The organism is Arthrobacter sp. N199823 (assembly GCF_002929705.1).
Lineage (GTDB): Bacteria > Actinomycetota > Actinomycetes > Actinomycetales > Micrococcaceae > Specibacter.
The window spans coordinates 15,224-32,238 of the sequence record NZ_PJIN01000010.1 but is presented as its reverse complement, the minus strand read 5'-3'; the positions used below and the strand labels follow the sequence as shown (position 1 = coordinate 32,238).

11 protein-coding genes are annotated in these 17,015 nt (G+C 63.8%); 6 read left to right on the top strand and 5 right to left on the bottom strand.

Annotation, left to right across the window (positions count from 1 at the left end):
* Positions 1 to 32 precede the first annotated feature (32 nt).
* Positions 33 to 779, bottom strand: a complete 747-nt coding sequence (locus CXQ93_RS16915) for a GntR family transcriptional regulator (RefSeq protein ID WP_104111602.1) — start codon at positions 777 to 779, stop codon at positions 33 to 35.
* Between the two features lie 106 nt (positions 780 to 885).
* Between CXQ93_RS16915 and CXQ93_RS16910 the strand changes: the two genes are divergently transcribed.
* Genes CXQ93_RS16910 through CXQ93_RS16895 form a run of 4 tightly spaced genes read left to right on the top strand, consistent with a single transcriptional unit; the run spans position 886 to position 6,531 of the window.
* On the top strand, positions 886 to 1,644 hold the full coding sequence (locus CXQ93_RS16910) for a LamB/YcsF family protein (protein ID WP_181036198.1): 759 nt from the start codon (positions 886 to 888) through the stop codon (positions 1,642 to 1,644).
* Positions 1,645 to 1,702: 58 nt separating this feature from the next.
* Positions 1,703 to 3,055, top strand: a complete 1,353-nt coding sequence (locus CXQ93_RS16905) for an MFS transporter (RefSeq protein WP_104111601.1) — start codon at positions 1,703 to 1,705, stop codon at positions 3,053 to 3,055.
* Between the two features lie 2 nt (positions 3,056 to 3,057).
* The gene (locus tag CXQ93_RS16900) at positions 3,058 to 4,764 is read left to right on the top strand and encodes a carboxyltransferase domain-containing protein (protein ID WP_104111654.1); all 1,707 of its coding nucleotides are present in this window, start codon (positions 3,058 to 3,060) and stop codon (positions 4,762 to 4,764) included.
* A 3-nt stretch (positions 4,765 to 4,767) separates the two neighbouring features.
* Complete coding sequence (locus tag CXQ93_RS16895) at positions 4,768 to 6,531, top strand: biotin carboxylase N-terminal domain-containing protein (RefSeq protein WP_104111600.1); 1,764 nt, start codon at positions 4,768 to 4,770, stop codon at positions 6,529 to 6,531.
* A 399-nt stretch (positions 6,532 to 6,930) separates the two neighbouring features.
* Here the strand turns inward: CXQ93_RS16895 and cydC are convergent, their stop codons facing one another.
* The 3 genes from cydC to CXQ93_RS16880 form a co-directional block, all read right to left on the bottom strand.
* The gene (gene cydC / locus CXQ93_RS16890; protein WP_181036197.1) at positions 6,931 to 10,314 is read right to left on the bottom strand and encodes a thiol reductant ABC exporter subunit CydC; all 3,384 of its coding nucleotides are present in this window, start codon (positions 10,312 to 10,314) and stop codon (positions 6,931 to 6,933) included.
* A gap of 7 nt (positions 10,315 to 10,321) precedes the next feature.
* The gene (cydB, locus tag CXQ93_RS16885) at positions 10,322 to 11,422 is read right to left on the bottom strand and encodes a cytochrome d ubiquinol oxidase subunit II (RefSeq protein ID WP_104111598.1); all 1,101 of its coding nucleotides are present in this window, start codon (positions 11,420 to 11,422) and stop codon (positions 10,322 to 10,324) included.
* A 68-nt stretch (positions 11,423 to 11,490) separates the two neighbouring features.
* Complete coding sequence (locus CXQ93_RS16880) at positions 11,491 to 13,077, bottom strand: cytochrome ubiquinol oxidase subunit I (RefSeq protein WP_104111653.1); 1,587 nt, start codon at positions 13,075 to 13,077, stop codon at positions 11,491 to 11,493.
* A 199-nt stretch (positions 13,078 to 13,276) separates the two neighbouring features.
* On the opposite strand from CXQ93_RS16880, the gene CXQ93_RS16875 reads away from it, so the two are divergent.
* Both CXQ93_RS16875 and CXQ93_RS16870 read left to right on the top strand, forming a co-directional pair.
* Positions 13,277 to 13,651 carry a BlaI/MecI/CopY family transcriptional regulator gene (locus tag CXQ93_RS16875; protein WP_062290118.1) on the top strand — a complete coding sequence of 125 codons (375 nt, stop codon included), beginning with the start codon at positions 13,277 to 13,279 and terminating at the stop codon, positions 13,649 to 13,651.
* Between the two features lie 53 nt (positions 13,652 to 13,704).
* Positions 13,705 to 14,655: a M56 family metallopeptidase gene (locus CXQ93_RS16870; protein ID WP_104111597.1), complete on the top strand. Its 951-nt coding sequence runs from the start codon at positions 13,705 to 13,707 to the stop codon at positions 14,653 to 14,655.
* Positions 14,656 to 14,714: 59 nt separating this feature from the next.
* Here the strand turns inward: CXQ93_RS16870 and CXQ93_RS16865 are convergent, their stop codons facing one another.
* Positions 14,715 to 16,835 (bottom strand): type IIA DNA topoisomerase subunit B, encoded by a 2,121-nt coding sequence (locus tag CXQ93_RS16865; protein ID WP_104111596.1) that lies wholly within the window; start codon positions 16,833 to 16,835, stop codon positions 14,715 to 14,717.
* Between the last annotated feature and the right edge of the window lie 180 nt (positions 16,836 to 17,015).

The window sequence follows — 17,015 nt, the reverse complement described above, 5'->3', positions numbered from 1 at the left end:
TGACCTATCCTAGCGCCCGGTTTCCGCAGGCGTCATGCCCCGTGGATCGCTGCTTGGTCTTCCTCGGACCGGTCAAGGTAGGCCAGTAGGAGCTTGGCCGCCCTGTCCAGATCCCCGGATTCCAGCGCCACACAGATCTCCTCATTGGCGATGAGATACCCACCGTAGAAGGGCGCATCTGAGCTGGCCTTGTGGAAGGCGAGCCGCATCTCGGCCAAAATCTGGGACATGATGGCCTGCAGCCGCGGACTGTCGGCCAATGCCACTATGGCGCCATGGAAGTGCTGATTGGCGTTGCCCAGGCCCTCTTCATCATCGGCGGCTGCGGCGCGTTTCCCTTCCTCCACGGCTGACCGCACGGCGGCCACGGCTTCGGGAGTTCCGCCGCCCCGGATGGCGCTGACCTCAATGGCCCTGCGCACGGTGTACACATCATGGATGTCCTCGGCTCCCAAGCTCGCAACAAACACCCCCCGGTTCGGGTGGCGCACCACGAGCCGCTCGCTGGTCAGCTCGGCAAACGCCTCACGGACGGTGTTGCGTGAGACGCCAAGTTCTTCGGCGATGGTGGATTCGGTCAGCCGGGCGCCTGGGGGGAGCTGCCCCTCCGCAAGCTGGAGGCGCAGCTCATCTGCTACCCGTTCCGCCACTGACGGCACGGCGAGCCTCAAGCGCGCCGCAGCGCTATTTCTGGCCCCGACCTGCCCCGCAATTTTGTCTCCACGGCCGTTCTCGCCACGCAGGTACGTGCCTTCAATTGCTGCTTCTGTTCTTGCCATGCTTCAGAATCTACACGATCGTTACATCGCTGAATCGCTGGATTGTTGAACAATCGGCAAAAATAGTGCATTCTTAGAGGAACGGACCAATGAGACGAGGATCACAATGATGAGCATGGACCTGAATAGCGACGTAGGCGAGTCCTTCGGACACTGGACTCTGGGTGACGACACAGCAATGTTCGGCTCCGTTTCCAGCGCCAATGTGGCCTGTGGTTTCCACGCAGGTGACCCGAGCGTCATTCGCCACACCTGCCGGGCAGCCGTGGCAGCCGGCGTCACGATTGGTGCCCATGTGGGCTACCGAGACCTGGCCGGATTCGGCCGCCGCTTCATGGACATTGATCCCAACGAACTGGCGGACGACGTTGTCTACCAGATCGGCGCACTCCAGGCGCTGGCCGCAGCTGAAGGCGGACGGGTCCAGTACGTCAAGCCGCACGGCGGGCTCTACAACGCAATCGTCTCCCACACGGCCCAGGCGCGCGCCGTCGTCGAGGCCGTGAAGAGCGTTGACCCGGGCCTGCCGATCCTGGGACTGCCTGGCTCTGAGGTCCTACGCCTCGCCGAAGCGGCGGGCTTGCGTGGCGTGTCAGAAGCATTCGCAGACCGGGCCTACAACCCCGACGGCACCCTGGTCTCCCGCAAGCTCCCCGGGGCCGTGCTGGAAGACCCTGCCCACGTGGCGGAGCATGTCTTGCGCATGGCCACCGAATCCGCCATCCGCACGGTGGATGGCAGCATCCTCAAAATCAATGCGGAGAGCATCTGCGTCCATGGCGATTCCCCCGGGGCCGTTGCCATGGCTGCCGCGGTAAGGACGGCGCTTTCGGCCGCCGGCATCACCATCGCAACGTTCGTCTAAGCACCATCCTTATCGCCACCAACGTACAGGCAGCATCCCCGCCCACTGGAGGACACCCATGACAACTTACAACCCGGCTCCCCAATCCGGAACCAGAAAAGCCCCTGCCGGGGCCATGAAGGCCTACATCGCAAGCTTGACCGGCACGTCGCTGGAATACTACGACTTTGCCATTTACTCGGTGGCTTCCGCGCTGGTCTTTCCCAAGGTCTTCTTCCCGGGCAATGACGAATTTGTGGGCCTGCTGCTCTCCTTCTCGGCCTTCGCCGTGGGCTACCTGGCACGCCCCCTGGGCGGCGTGATCTTCGGCCGCCTGGGCGATAAGATTGGCCGCAAGCAGGTCCTGTTCATCACCCTCATGGTCATTGGCATTGCAACGGTACTCATCGGCGCCCTGCCCGGATACGCGAGCATCGGCGTCGCGGCACCCATCATCCTGGTCCTGCTGCGCCTGGCCCAGGGCATCGGCGTCGGTGGCGAATGGGGCGGCGCGGTGCTGCTCTCCAGTGAATTCGGTGACCCTAAGAGGCGCGGGTTCTGGTCCTCCGCTGCACAGATCGGGCCTCCGGCCGGCAACCTCATGGCCAACGGCGTCTTGGCTGTTCTCGCTGCAACGATCAGCACCGAAGCTTTCCTCGACTGGGGCTGGCGCGTGGCCTTCCTGGCGTCTGCGCTGCTGGTGGTCTTCGGCTTGGTCATCCGCCTCAAGCTGGAGGAAACCCCTGTCTTCAAGGCCATCAAGGCACAGGGCGATCAGCCCAAGGCCCCCATCAAAGAGGTGTTTACCAAGGAGCCGCGTGCCCTGATTGCCGCCGCCCTCTCCCGCGTTTGCCCCGACGTCCTGTACGCACTGTTCACAGTTTTCGTGGCCGTCTACGCCACAAAGGAACTGGGCATGACCACCGGCAATGTGCTCAGTGCCATCCTCATCGGATCGGCCTTCCAACTGGTGCTCATCCCCGCAGCCGGCGCCGTGACGGACCGCTTCAACAGGCGCCTGATCTATGGCCTCGCCGCAGCTGGCACGGCCCTCTACATCCCGCTGTTCTTCCTCATGATCCAGGGCCGGTCGGTGCTGATGCTCACTGTGGGCGTGGTGATTGGCCTTGCCTTCCACGCCTTCATGTACGGTCCGCAGGCTGCCTACATCACCGAACAGTTCCCGGCCCGGCTCCGCTACGCCGGCAGCTCGCTTGCCTACACCCTGGCCGGGGTGATCGGCGGCGCCGTGGCCCCACTGATCTTCACAGCCCTCTACGCAGCCACCGGCAACTGGTTCCTCATCGCGGCCTACCTCCTCACGGCCGCGGTGGTGACCATTGTTGGTCTGGCCCTCGGTAGGGACCCGCAGCCCGACGAGGAAGAGCGTCTTCTGCAGGCTTCCAGCACCCCCACGGCACAGGCAAGCTGATGATGGAGGCAGCCATGCAAGCCGCCACGGCGCACAAGGTCCGCTCGGTGCGGCCGGTGGGAAGCTGTGCGGTGCTGGCGGAGCTTTCCGGCACCCAGGACGTGCTGGCCTTGCAAGCCATGCTCCTCGCCGCTCCCCTGCCGGGGCAGCAGGATGTCCTGGCGGCTGCCGAGACCGTCATGGTCAGAGCTGAATCGCCCGCAGCAGCCCGGCGCATCGGGCGGACCCTCCTTGAGCTCGAGCTCGTCCCGCCGACTGTCCAGCAGGGTGGGCTGGTGGTCATCGAGGCCGTGTACGACGGCGCCGATCTCACCGAAGTGGGGGAACTGAGCGGCCTTGGCGCCGACGGCGTGATCGCGGCCCACACTGGCCAAATCTGGACGGTGGCGTTCGCCGGCTTCGCTCCTGGATTCGGCTACATGGTCGGGGAGAACCAGGCGCTGGAAGTTCCCCGCCGGAGTTCACCACGCACCGCCGTCCCGGCGGGGTCGGTGGCCCTGGCCGGAAACTATTCGTCGGTGTATCCACGCCGGTCCCCCGGAGGCTGGCAGCTGATCGGCCGCACGGAAGCCCTCATGTGGGACCTGAACCGTGCCGAGCCTGCGCTGGCGAGCCCCGGCCACCGCGTGCAGTTCCGCGCGGTCCGTGCCACCGTAACTCTTGCGCCGAAACCGGACACTGCCACTGAAGCGAGGCCTCAACGGCACGAGATCGCTTCCGGACTCCGTGTCCTTGCCCCTGGAATACAGAGCCTCATCGAAGACCTTGGCCGGCCGGGCCACTCCGCCCTCGGCGTCTCTGCCGCCGGGGCGCTGGACCGGGCATCGCTGCGGCGCGCCAACCGCCTGGTGGGCAACAGCGCTTCCGCTGCCGGGGTCGAAACCGTGGCTGGCGGCCTCACGGTACAGGCCGTGGGAGACCAAGTGCTGGCCGTCACCGGGGCGCCGTCGGAACTGACCGTCACCACTGCGTGGCTCGCCACCGAACCGTCCGAACCGTCCAGTCCGGCCGGCCCCGGGGACTCCCCGGAACAGCGCACGGTCCCCATGGCCACGCCGTTCGCCCTGCTGGACGGCGAAATCCTGCGGATCGGCGCGCCCGAAGCAGGGTTCCGGAGCTACCTTGGCGTCCGCGGCGGCATTGACGCCACAGCGGTGCTGGGCAGCCGATCCGCAGACACCATGTCCGGAATCGGCCCGGCTCCCCTGGCCTCGGGACAACTGCTGGCATCCGGCCAGGTGTTGGACTCCAGTGTGGTGGGCAGCCCCGAACTGCAACCCGATTTTCCAGGTGGCGGGGTGACCGTGCTGGACATCGTTCCGGGCCCCCGCGCCGACTGGTTCGAGCCAGCAGCCTTGGACTACTTGTGCAGCCAGGACTGGAAGGTCACTCCACAGTCCAACCGGGTGGGTGTCAGGCTACAGGGGACGCCCTTGCAACGCAGCCGGGCCGGCGAACTACCCAGCGAAGGAACAGTGGCGGGTGCCATCCAGATCCCGCCGGAGGGCCTGCCCGTGCTCTTCCTTGCCGACCACCCCATCACCGGCGGCTACCCCGTTATCGGCGTCGTTGTGGACCACCAGCTGGACCTTGCCGCCCAGGTGCCCATCGGCGGAAGCATCCGTTTCCGCGCCGCGCTGCCTCCAGAACGACCCTCTTCCGAAGCAACTTCCGCCTCACTGGCGGTTTCCCGAACGAAAAGCGAGTAGCTCATGCGCAAGGTCCTGATTGCCAACCGCGGTGAAATCGCCGTCCGCATTGCCCGTGCCTGCAACGACGCACAGCTGGCATCCGTCGCCGTGTACGCCGACATCGACGCCGATGCCATGCACGTTGACGCCGCCGATGAGGCCTTCAGCCTGGGCGGCAACTCCCCAGCTGACACCTACCTGAACATTGAAAAGCTGCTCAGCGCAGCGGAACGGTCAGGCGCGGACGCCGTCCACCCCGGCTACGGCTTCTTGTCCGAAAACGCCGATTTTGCCCAGGCCGTGCTGGATGCTGGCCTTGTTTGGATCGGCCCCACACCGGAGGCCATCCGCAAGTTGGGCAACAAGATCACGGCACGCGAGATTGCTGTCCGCGCCGGTGCGCCACTAGTTGCTGGCAGCGACGGGCCTGTGGCGTCGGCCGCAGAGGCGCGTGCCTTCGCCGAGGGGCATGGGCTGCCTGTGGCCATCAAGGCCGCATTCGGCGGAGGCGGGCGCGGGCTCAAGGTGGTCCGGACCATGGACGAGGTCGAGGAAGCCTTCGACTCCGCCGTCCGTGAAGCCGTTGCAGCCTTCGGTCGCGGCGAATGCTTCATGGAACGGTATCTGGACCGTCCACGCCACGTTGAGGCGCAGGTCCTGGCCGACACGCACGGAAACGTTGTCGTCGTCGGAACCCGCGACTGCTCCCTGCAGCGCCGCCACCAAAAGCTCGTGGAGGAAGCCCCCGCGCCGTTTCTCACCGAATATCAGACCCGCCAGATCTACGACGGCGCCAAGGCAGTCTGCAGGCAAGCCGGCTATTCCGGGGCTGGCACCGTTGAATTCTTGGTCGCCGCCGACGGCACTGTGGCGTTCCTTGAAGTGAACACCCGCCTGCAGGTGGAGCATCCCATCACCGAGGAAACCACAGGGATCGACCTGGTCCAGGAACAGTTCCGGATAGCCGCCGGTGAGCGGCTGCGGTTCACACAGGATCCCACGCCCCGTGGACATTCCTTCGAATTCCGGCTCAATGCCGAGGACGTTGGGCGCGGTTTCCTGCCTTCGCCCGGCACCATCGAGGAATTCAACGCACCCACCGGACCGGGCATACGCCTGGACACCGGTGTGCGCTCGGGATCGTTCGTGCCGCCACAGTTCGACTCCCTGCTGGCCAAGCTGATCGTCACCGGCGCGGACCGCCAGCAGGCGCTGCGCCGGGCACGCCGGGCACTTCAGGAGCTAAGCATCACAGGTGTGGCCACCGTCCTGCCCTTCCACCGTGCGGTGGTGCAGGCCGAGGACTTCATTTCGGAGAACGGCCTGGGCATCCACACACGCTGGATCGAGACCGACTTCGCAGACCGGATTCCGGCTGACCCGGGCTTCAGCACAGTTGCACCCGAGGGCGAACGGCGAACCGTCACCGTGGAGGTCGACGGCCGTCGGGTTGCCGTGGGCCTTCCGGCTGAGCTGTTGGAGGGCTGGGCACGCTCAGGACAGCCCCTTCCTGCCGGAGTGGACGCACTGTCAGGGTTCGACTGCGGCGCGGGCACCGAAGGAGCCGGCGACCCCGGGGAACTTCGCGCCGACATGGCCGGCACAGTGGTGAAGTGGCTTGTTGAGCCCGGCGCCAGGGTGGCAGCAGGGCAACCTGTCATTGTCTTAGAGGCGATGAAGATGGAAACCCAGGTTGCGGCCCATCGCGACGGCACCATGACCGAGCTCCGCGCCGAAGCTGGCGGCGTGGTCGCGTCCGGAGCGGTGCTGGCGCTCATCGGCTAGGGCTGGCTCCGCCCGCACCAACCCTGCAACACCACAGACCAAAGTTCATGGCGCCTTTATGGCCAGACAAGGAAATGCGGAATGAATGAACGTTTGCAGCGGGGGTCGCGGGAGCCGAGCCATTCACCGGGATTCGCAGCAGCGTGTGGTGGCTGCAACTGCTGGAAGCCATCGAGATGTCTTGGGCGTCCCCGGGGTACCGCCCCGTCACCATTCTGCGCCGGCATCGGCTGACGTCCGGTCAAGATTTGAGGGGCTTTTCCTCACGCCTTAACCGCCGGGATCCTCGCCCTTAGGCCTGCGCTGGACACCGGGAGATCCACGGGTACAACCAAGAGGTCGGACACCGCGCACTGATCGGGACGGGGCTGACCCAGGGCGGGAAACGCCGTCACCGAACTAACTCCCGGCCCCCACGGTCAGCCCGTGCGCAACCCCCAGACGGAGGTGGGTATCGGCGGCGGCTGCCAGGCCGGCGTCGTGCGTTACAAGGACCACTGCCGCGCCGGACAGAGCCATGCGCAGCTCAGCCAGCAGCTCGGCAGACTCGTCCACGCCAAGATGTGCCGTGGGTTCGTCCAGAAGTACGACGTCGGCCCCCGCCACGAGCGTTCGAGCCACCGACACGCGAGTGCGCTGCCCGCCGGAGAGATGATACCCTCCGGGGCCCACCCGGGTATCCAGACCCAGCGGCAGCTCCGCCAGCCACAGGCCCAGGCCCACGGTCTCCAGCGCTGTGGTGAGCTCAGCGTCATCGGGCGCAGCAGTGGCGGGACGGGCCAGGGCCAGGTTGGCGCGCAGGGTGGAGTTGAACAAGTAGGCGTCCTGCGGGCACCAGGCGATCTTGGCCAGCGTTTCGGGTCCGGCTGGCCGCTCGTTGAGCAGATAGCGCCCCAATTCCGGCTTTAGGAAGCCCAGCAAAACTGCCAGCAGCGTGGACTTTCCGGAGCCGGAGGGGCCGCTGACACTCCACCAGTGTCCGCGCTGCGTGCCGCCAGTGAGGCCGGTGAAAACGGGCTCAGCCGTGTTGGGGTAGCGGGCCGTGACGTCCACAACGTCCAACGACGTGACGCTTTCCGTGCCTGCGGCAGTTTCCATATCCGGATGGACGGTGGCAGGAGCGTCCAGTAGTGGCAGCGTCCGGTTCATCAAGGCCGCCAGTGCCGGGAGTGCGCTGACGGCTTCAATGTATTGGCCCAGCGGTTCGGCCAAAGCCAGCATGAGAAGTGCTGCGACGGCTGCGGCGCGGGGGTCCACGCCAGCTCCGATGGCGATGAGTGCCGCCGCCACAGAGGCCAGGGCTGTCAGGAAGCTTATGGTGCCCTGACCCAAACCGTCGGCCCAGGCGAGCCGGCGCAGCGGCTTCGCCACGGCCACATCGGCAGTGCTGAAGCGTTGGGCTTGGGACTTGCCCAAACCATTGGCCGTCAGCTGGCCTGCAGCGGCAAAGAGCGTGGTGGCCCGTTCAGCCAACCAGATTCGGTGCACAGCGGTGGCTGCCGAGGCTCGTCGCTGTGCCGCCAGAACCACTACGGGGAGCAGCACTAATGCAAGGAAGCCAAGAAGCAAGACCACGCCGGTGGCTTCGGGAACTAAAATGTTCACCGTGAACAGCACCGCGCCGTAAGAAATAATGGCTGACGGTATGGGAACCACGGCGCGAGGAACGGCGTCGCGCAGTTCATCGACGTCGGCCACCAGAGTCCCCAGGGCACCGCCGGAGCGGGTTAGCCGGCCCCAATGCACCACGGAGGAACCCAGCGAATCCCAGAGTTTCAGGCGCAATTCGGCGGCCCAGCGGAACACGGCGTCGTGGGTGAGCAGGCGCTCGGAGTAGCGCAGCACCGAGCGGCCAATGCCAAAGGCACGCACACCAACAATCAGTGTCAGCAGGTACAGGATAGGAGGTTGGGCCGCGGCCCACACAATGAGCCAGCCGGAGATGCCGGACAGGGCTGCGGCGCTGAGCGTTGCCAAGGCAGAGACCAGCACACCGGCCGCAAACCGTGATGAGCGCAGCGGCAGGTGGCGCAAGTACCTCAACTTGAAACGGGCGGGAGCTTCAGTGACACTCGCCGCCGAGGGCATGCCAACTACTGACGGGGTTGCGGAGGCCACTGCGTTTGAATCCAGGAATGTTCGGTCCGCGAGGGTGAGCTCATCACGATTCGAGGTGGTGGCCGCCGCTGACTCTTCATCCAGCCCACGCCCTCCCAAGAGGGCTGCCAAAAGGGTGTCGTGTGTCGCCACAACAACGGCTACGCTCCCCCGCAGCTGTGCCAGTTCCTGCCGCACGGCCTGTGCAGAGACGGGATCTAGATGAGCAGTGGGCTCATCGAAAAGTGCCAGGTCCACGGCTGGGTCCACAGCGATTCGGGCCAAGGCGCGGGCCACGGCAACGCGGCGGAGTTCTCCAGGGCTGCAATCAACCACCCCGCGGTGGGCCAAATGACCAGCATTGACCGAGGCGAGTGCCGTGGCAATGTCAGTCTGGCCCACGTCCAGCTGGTTCGGGCCGGCCGCATAGAGCGCCACCTCTTCGGCGACTGTCGCCTCGGTGAAGGCTGGGTGTTGCGAGACAAAGACCACCGTGTCCGAGTTGCGCACGGCCAGCTGTCCACCCACGACGGCGCCATGCTCGCCGGAAGTGGGAAGGATGCCGGCCAGTGCGGCCAGAATGGTCGATTTTCCGGTTCCACTGGCCGTGGCCAGGACCAGCGCTTCGCCCGGCGCCAGAGTTGCGCTAAAGCCTGCAACGGCCGCCTCGCTCCGCCCGGGATAGCGAACGCTGAACTCGCGGGCATCCAGCACGGAACCGGCGGCGCACGGGGCGGCAAGCTGTGAGGCGGATCCGGCGTCGAGAATGTCAGTGGTGCGGCGCAAAGCTTCCACCCCGTCCTCGCTGCCGTGGTGTGCTGCGCCGAGATCGCGCAGTGGGCGGAAGCATTCGGGAGCCAGCATGAGCGCCAGCAACCCGGCTTCCAGTGTCATATCGCCAGCGACCAATCGCACTCCAATGAACACGGCAACCACGGCAACGGAGATGGTGCTAATGAGTTCCAGGGCCATGGAGGATAGGAACGCGGTGCGCAGGGTGGCCATGGTGGATTTGCGGTACGCCTCGCAGACGTCGGCCAGAGCCTTGCGTTGCGCGGAGGCTCGGCGCAGACCCACCAGGACAGGCAGCCCGCGGGCCAGTTCAAGAAGGTGATTGGAAAGCCTGTCCAAACCGCTGGCAGCAGCCTCCACACGTTCCTGGGTGTGGAAGCCAATCAGGATCATGAACACCGGCACCAGCGGCAGCGTGAGCACCACAATCAGGGCACTGACCCAATCGGAAATGAGAATTTGGATTCCCAGCAGGAGTGGCAGCACGGCACAGCTGACCAACGCTGGAAGATACGTGGCGAAGTAGTTATCGAGCCCGTCCAGACCGCGGCTGGCCAGCATTCCTTCGGCACCCACGGCACCGCCCTGCCCGGCGTTGCGCCGGTCTAGTCGGTGGGCCACGAGCTTGGCCCGCAGTTCTTCCTTGACGCCCAATGCGGCACGGCGGGCCAGAATTGCCTGACCCCAGACAGCCACACCGAGCAGGCAGGCACCCACACTCCCCTGCACCAACAACTTGGTGCTATCGAGTTCGTGGCCACCAGCCCATTGAGCCAGTGCGTGGGCCAGGGCGCCCAGGCCCAGGACCAGGCCCACGGCCTTGAGGGCTGCCAGCCCGCCCAGGCCTGCCAAGGCCAGCTTGGTGGAGTTGCCGGGAGGGAGTGTGGGTCGCATGCCCATGTTAGGAGTCACCGCCCGGGGTTGCGGGTCCTGCCGCGCCCGCCGTTGCGGGCTCCGGGGCCTTCTTAGCGCCGTCATGTCCGACGGCGGCGGCAAAGTCGTGCGGTTCCGGCAGGTGAGCCACGGAGATGCGCTTGCGGAAAATCCAGTAGGTCCACGCCTGGTAGGCCAGCACGAGCGGCACACCAACCGCTGCAACGATCGACATCAAGCGCAGGGTGTAGCTCGAGGATGACGCATTCTCAACCGTCAAGTTCCAAAGCGGGTTCAAGGTGGAGGGCAGCACCACCGGGTAGGCGGCACTGAAGATGGCCGCAGCACCGGCCACCAGGAACACACCCATGGACAGGAAGCTAAAGCCTTCGCGGCCGGCCCTATTGGCGGCCCAGGAAACACAGGCGGCAACCACGGCGAGAGCTATGAGGAGCCAGCTGAACCATTTGCCATTCTGCAGGGCCACGGCAATGGCCCAGACGGCCATGGGCGCCAGCCCCACAGGCATCCACCGCCCCACGAGACGGCGGGCACGGTGGCGGATGTCGCCATCGGTCTTCAGGGCCACAAAGGCTGCGGCGTGGATGAGCGCAAACCCGACAACGGCAAGCCCGCCCAGGATCGCGAACCAGCTGAACCAGGCGAAGGGCCCGCCCACGCGGTCGCCGTTGGCATTCAGTGGCAGCCCCGTGGTGGTCAGCGCAAGCATGGCGCCGATGCCGAAGGCCGCAATGAAGGATCCGACGGCGATGGCCCAGTCCCACGTGGTGCGCCACGTGTCGGAGTGAATTTTTCCGCGGTATTCAAAGGCCACGGCACGGAAGATCAATGCCAAGAGGACAAAGACTAGCGGGATATACAGTGCTGAGAACAGTGACGCGTACCAGAACGGGAAGGCGGCAAACGTTGCTCCGCCGGCGGTAAGGAGCCATACCTCGTTGCCGTCCCAGACTGGCCCCACGGTGTTCAAGAGGACGCGGCGTTCCTTCTCACCACGGGCGAACGTCTTCATGAGGATGCCGACGCCCAGGTCAAAGCCCTCCAGGAAGAGGTAGCCGATCCACAGCACGGCAATGAGTATGAACCATAAAGTAGGCAGAAAATCCATGAGTAGTCCTTTAGTTCCAGCAGCTCGTCAGGGCAGGTGCGGCGCTTCGCGGGCCGGCGTCCACAGGGTCAATACGCAAACGCAAGGACATCGTCGTCCGCCTCCCCGCCCGGGCCGCGGCCGCCGTCGTCCGTCTTTTTGGTCTGGTCCAGCTCCGGCATGGCCGAGACCACCCCGCCGCGGATGTACTTAGTCAGCAGGATCACCTCCACCACGAGCAGCACGGCGTAGACGCTGGTCAATGCCACGAGGGAGAAGATGACTTCCCCGGCCGACACCCCGGGTGAGACTGCTGAGGCCGTGAACATGAACACTTGATCAATGCCTGTCATAGAGGGATTGGGTGCCACGACGAAGGGTTGGCGGCCCATCTCGGTAAAGATCCAGCCGGCGGCATTGGCACCAAACGGGGCAAGGATTCCCACGAGCGCCAGGCGCATGAGTCCCTTGGAGCGCGGAACGGTGCCCTTGCGGGTGGCCCACAGCGCCACGGCAGCGGCCGCAGCGGCCACCCCGCCGAAGCCGATCATCATGCGGAATCCCCAGTAAGTGACAGGCATGATCGGGACGTAATTGATTTCAGTTCCGGCCATGGAGCCGTACATGGGATCGTTGGGCAGGTACTTGCCGTACTTCGCTTGGTATTCGGGAACCAGGGTGTTCACGCCCTTGATTTCAGTGGTGAAATCGTTGTGCGCCAAGAAGGAGAGCAGACCGGGAACTTCCATGACGGCAACAACATCGGAGCAGTCCTTGGCCCCCAGATCGCCAACGGAGAGGATGGAGAAGCCGGTTCCGTCGTGGCAGGCAGCCTCGGCGGCGGCCATTTTCATGGGCTGCTGTTCAAACATGAGCTTGCCCGACAAGTCCCCCGAGATTGCGGAGCCGGCAAAAGCGATCATGGCCACCACCGCACCAAAGCGCAGCGATTTGATCCAGACGGAGTGGTCCTTCTTGTCGCGGCCCGGAATGGTGGCGGACTCGCCCACGATGACGCGGCCTGTGGCGTCCACCGTGTCGATGCCGTCTTTGCGGCGGCGCCACAGGTGGTACCAGGAGATGCCTAGCAAAAAGCCGCCGGCTACGGCCAAGGCTCCAGTGATGGTGTGGAAGAACGCCACGAGCGCTGTGTTGTTGGTGAAGACAGCCCAGGCGTCAACCATGACGGGGCGTCCGTCGAGCATTTCCACTCCCACGGGGTGCTGCATCCAGGAGTTGGCAACGAGGATGAAATACGCCGAGACAATGGATCCTGCCACAGCGATCCAGAGGCAGGCCAAGTGAACCTTGGCGGGGAGCTTTTTCCAGCCGAAGATCCACAAGCCTAGGAATGTGGATTCCACGAAGAAGGCCAGTAGGGCCTCCATGGCCAGAGGGGCTCCGAAAACATCACCCACGAATCGGCTGTATTCGCTCCAGGCCATGCCGAATTGGAACTCCTGGACAATGCCTGTGGCCACGCCCATGATGAAGTTGATCAGGAACAGCTTGCCCCAGAACTTGGTCATGCGCAGATAGGCCTCGTTGCCGGTGCGGTGCCACCTGGTCTGCAGAATTGCCACGAGTGTACCGAGCCCAATAGTGAGCGGCACCATCAGAAAGTGGTAAACCGTCACTATTCCGAACTGCCATCTGGCTATGTCCAGAGCTTCCACAATTTTCCCCTCGTCCACGAAATACATTCACGCTGAGCAACACTTTCTACATCATGTAGAAGTTTAAGTTCTACCCTGTGTAGAACATTGCTGTCAAAAGCTGTATATTTAGTCACGTACGCATACTTGGCGTAGTCTGAGTTTTTTTTGATGATGTGTTGATAGTTGTGGTTAACATGCAGTTAAGTAGAGGATTTTGATGGCAACGCTTGGAGATTTAGAAAGAGCCGTCATGGACCTGCTGTGGAAGCATCAGGAGGCCATTACGGCCAATACGCTGCGTGATTTGCTCTCGCAGCGGACCTCAGAGGACAACGTGGAATCGCGCCCGCTGGCTGTCACCACGGTCCTGACCGTGCTGTCGCGGCTGGAGAAGAAGGGCTTGGTTGAGCGTGAACGCGCCTCACGCCCGCACCGCTACCGCGCCGTCACGAGCCGCGAAGAGCACACGGCCGAGCTGATGCTCGAAGTTCTGGGCTCTGCCCCGGACCGCGAAGCCGTCTTGGCGCGTTTCATTGGCACCGTGAGTGCTGGTGAGGCGCAGACACTGCGCGAGCTTCTGGGACGCTCCTAACATTTGCAGGCACGGCTGCCCGGACCGGCGCCGAAGACGGTAAGTTGTAAATCATGTTCTGGACGTCGTGGCTGCTTGCCGCCCTAGCCGTGGTCTTGGCGTGGCCCGTGCCGGTTTTTCTTTCCCGCGCTACGTGGCCGGCCCGGGCACCCTTTGCTGCCATGGTGTTGTGGCAGTCCATCGCCCTAGCTGGTGGACTGTCCATGATCGGGGCGATGCTTTGCTATGGGCTGGTGCCGCTGGGTGAGAACCTGGCGAGCGGCCTCCAAGGCCTGTTCCGGGTTTTTTTAGGGCAGGAATCGCTGGACACTTTGGGCGTATTGCATGCCTTCGCCCTGAGCGCCGCCGCCCTACTTTCGGCTCATCTGGTCTTCACGCTCTGGCTCACCTACTTCCGCATTCAACGCCAACGCCGCCGCCACCGGGACCTCCTGAACGTTCTCAGCTCACCCTCCAGCGACCGACCGCGCACCCTGGTCATCAACCATCAGGCGCCAGTGGCCTACTGCTTGCCCGGGGGTTCGCGCTCCGTCACGGTCCTGTCCGAGGGTTTGCTGGAGCTGCTCTCCCCCGAGGAACTGCGTGCTGTGTTGCTGCACGAACAAACCCATCTGGCCCAGCGTCACCATCTGCTGCTGTGGGCCTTTGCCGCATGGCGCTCTGCGCTGCCGTGGCTGCCCACCTCAAAACTTGCGCAGCAAGCGGTGTCTTCGCTGATAGAAATAATGGCCGACGACGTGGCCTTGCGTTCCGTCGACAAGCCCACCTTAGTGACAGCCATCGCCTTGGTGGCCAGCGGCTCAGCTCAAGTTCCGGCAGATTCATTGATGGCCGGTAACGGAGCACAAATTGATACGCCCGGCACCACCTCTGCCCGGCTCAGCAAATTACTGAACCCTGCACCGGCGCTCTCTGCCATTGCGCAGGGCCTGATCATGGCCGGGGCCCTGTTGCTGCTCGCCATCCCCACGGCGCTGCTGCTAGTGCCGGGCATCATGCCCTAAGCGCACCGGACTCAACACAGCCGCCCACACCCACTAGACGGCAAATGCCAGAGCATGCATCAGGCGTCGATGCGGTCCTGGTCCAAGTGCTCGCTACCGGCCACAATGAATTCCTTACGCGGAGCCACGTCGGATCCCATGAGAAGTTCAAAGGTGTGTTCGGCCCGGTCCGCGTCAGCGCTGGTCACTCGGCGCAGCATGCGGTGGCGCGGGTCCATGGTGGTCTCCGCCAACTGGTCGGCGTCCATTTCGCCGAGGCCCTTGTACCGCTGAATGGGGGTCTTGTGCTTCTTGCCAGCCTTGTCCAGCTTGGCCAGCAGCGTGTGGAGCTCGTTTTCGGAGTAGGTGTACACCATCTCATTGGCCTTGGTACCGGAGTTGATGATCTCCACCCGGTGCAGGGGCGGGACAGCGGCAAAGACGCGTCCGGCGTCGACCATGGGGCGCATGTAGCGGAAGAACAAGGTGAGCAGCAGTGTGCGGATGTGGGCGCCGTCAACGTCGGCATCGGTCATCAGGATCACCTTGCCGTAGCGGGCCGTGGACAGGTCAAAGCTACGGCCCGAACCGGCTCCCACCACCTGGATGAGGGCAGCACATTCGGCGTTGGCCAGCATGTCACCCACGGAGGCCTTTTGCACATTCAGGATCTTGCCACGGATGGGCAGCAACGCTTGGAAGTCTGAGGACCGCGCCATCTTCGCCGTACCCAAGGCGCTGTCCCCCTCCACGATGAACAGCTCACTCTTGGCGACATCGGTACTGCGGCAATCAGCCAACTTAGTAGGCAGGGACGAGGTCTCCAGCGCGTTCTTGCGGCGTTGGGTTTCCTTGTGTACGCGGGCCGAAATGCGTGATTTCATCTCTGAAACCACTTTTTCAAGCAGCTGGGCGGACTGGGCCTTTTCGGCGCGGGCCGTGGATTCCAGGTTCTCCTTCAGTGCCTTCTCAACCACCTTGGCCACGATGGCCTTCACGGCTGGGGTACCTAGGATTTCCTTGGTTTGACCCTCGAATTGCGGTTCAGCCAGCCGGACAGTCAAAACAGCTGTCATGCCCGCCATGACATCGTCTTTTTCAACCTTGTCGGTACCGGCCTTGAGCTTGCGGGCGTTGGTCTCGATGACTTTACGGAACGTCTTCAGGAGCGCCTGCTCGAAGCCTTCCTGGTGGCGGCCGCCCTTGGGCGTAGAAATGATGTTGACGAAGCTGCGCATGGTGGTGTCGTAACCAACACCCCAGCGCAGGGCAATGTCCACTTCACAGTCACGTTCCATGGGCGTGCTTTCCAGCCGGCCTTCAGCGTTCAGGACCGGAACGGTTTCCGTGAATGTGCCGTGGCCTTGAAGGCGCCAGATGTCTGTCACTGCCCCACCCACGGACAAGAAGTCTACAAATTCCGAGATGCCACCATCGTGGTGGAAGATCTCTTCATGCGTGGCAAATTCCCCCGGGGTCCCGGGCAGCCGGCGTTCGTCAACCACTTTGATTTTCAGCCCGGGAACCAGGAATGAGGTTTGCCGGGCACGGGCCACGAGTTCCTCGTAAGAGAACTTGGCATCTGCCGTGAAGATTTGACGGTCGGCCCAGTAGCGAATGCGCGTGCCAGTCTTACCGCGCTTGGTGGTGCCAACAATGTCCAGGCTGGACTCGTTGGTGAACGGCTCGAACGCAACGTCGGGACTCAGTGTCCGTCCCACATCCTTGAAATGTCCAGGTTCGCCGCGACGGAAGCTCATTTGGTAGGTCTTGCCGCCACGGTCAACCTGTGCGTCCATGCGGGAGGACAGCGCGTTGACAACGCTGGCACCCACGCCGTGGAGGCCACCTGAGGCGGCGTAGGAGCTGCCACCGAACTTGCCGCCGGCGTGAAGTTTGGTCAGAACAACTTCCAGGCCGGTGAGACCGGTTTTCGGTTCCACATCCACGGGGATGCCGCGACCGTCGTCGTGAACCTCTACAGAAGAGTCCCTGTGAAGGAACACAGTGATGTTTTGGCCGTACCCGGCCAACGCCTCATCGACGGAATTATCAATGATCTCCCACAAGCAGTGCATCAGTCCGCGAGAGTCGGTGGATCCGATGTACATGCCTGGACGCTTGCGCACAGCCTCCAGCCCCTCCAGAACAGAGAGATGGCGTGCACTGTAATCGGAACTCTGGCGTGCCACTGTGGACATACTCCTTCAAGGTTTGGATCGGCCTGACAATATCTAAGGTTAATGGCTGAGGGCGGGTAGTTGTTACAGGCTTGCCGTTCGCCAGGGCATCGGGGCGGCTACGCGGTTAGCGAAAGTACCCGGCGTCGATGGAAGTAAGTGGGCCTAAGAGTGGTTGTATAAAGTACATAAGAACTTACG

Coding starts and splice junctions, on each gene's coding strand:
- CXQ93_RS16915 (WP_104111602.1), bottom strand. CDS start 779: ATGGCAAGAACAGAAGCAGCAATTGAAGGCACGTACCTGCGTGGCGAG.
- CXQ93_RS16910 (WP_181036198.1), top strand. CDS start 886: ATGATGAGCATGGACCTGAATAGCGACGTAGGCGAGTCCTTCGGACAC.
- CXQ93_RS16905 (WP_104111601.1), top strand. CDS start 1,703: ATGACAACTTACAACCCGGCTCCCCAATCCGGAACCAGAAAAGCCCCT.
- CXQ93_RS16900 (WP_104111654.1), top strand. CDS start 3,058: ATGGAGGCAGCCATGCAAGCCGCCACGGCGCACAAGGTCCGCTCGGTG.
- CXQ93_RS16895 (WP_104111600.1), top strand. CDS start 4,768: ATGCGCAAGGTCCTGATTGCCAACCGCGGTGAAATCGCCGTCCGCATT.
- cydC (WP_181036197.1), bottom strand. CDS start 10,314: ATGCGACCCACACTCCCTCCCGGCAACTCCACCAAGCTGGCCTTGGCA.
- cydB (WP_104111598.1), bottom strand. CDS start 11,422: ATGGATTTTCTGCCTACTTTATGGTTCATACTCATTGCCGTGCTGTGG.
- CXQ93_RS16875 (WP_062290118.1), top strand. CDS start 13,277: ATGGCAACGCTTGGAGATTTAGAAAGAGCCGTCATGGACCTGCTGTGG.
- CXQ93_RS16870 (WP_104111597.1), top strand. CDS start 13,705: ATGTTCTGGACGTCGTGGCTGCTTGCCGCCCTAGCCGTGGTCTTGGCG.
- CXQ93_RS16865 (WP_104111596.1), bottom strand. CDS start 16,835: ATGTCCACAGTGGCACGCCAGAGTTCCGATTACAGTGCACGCCATCTC.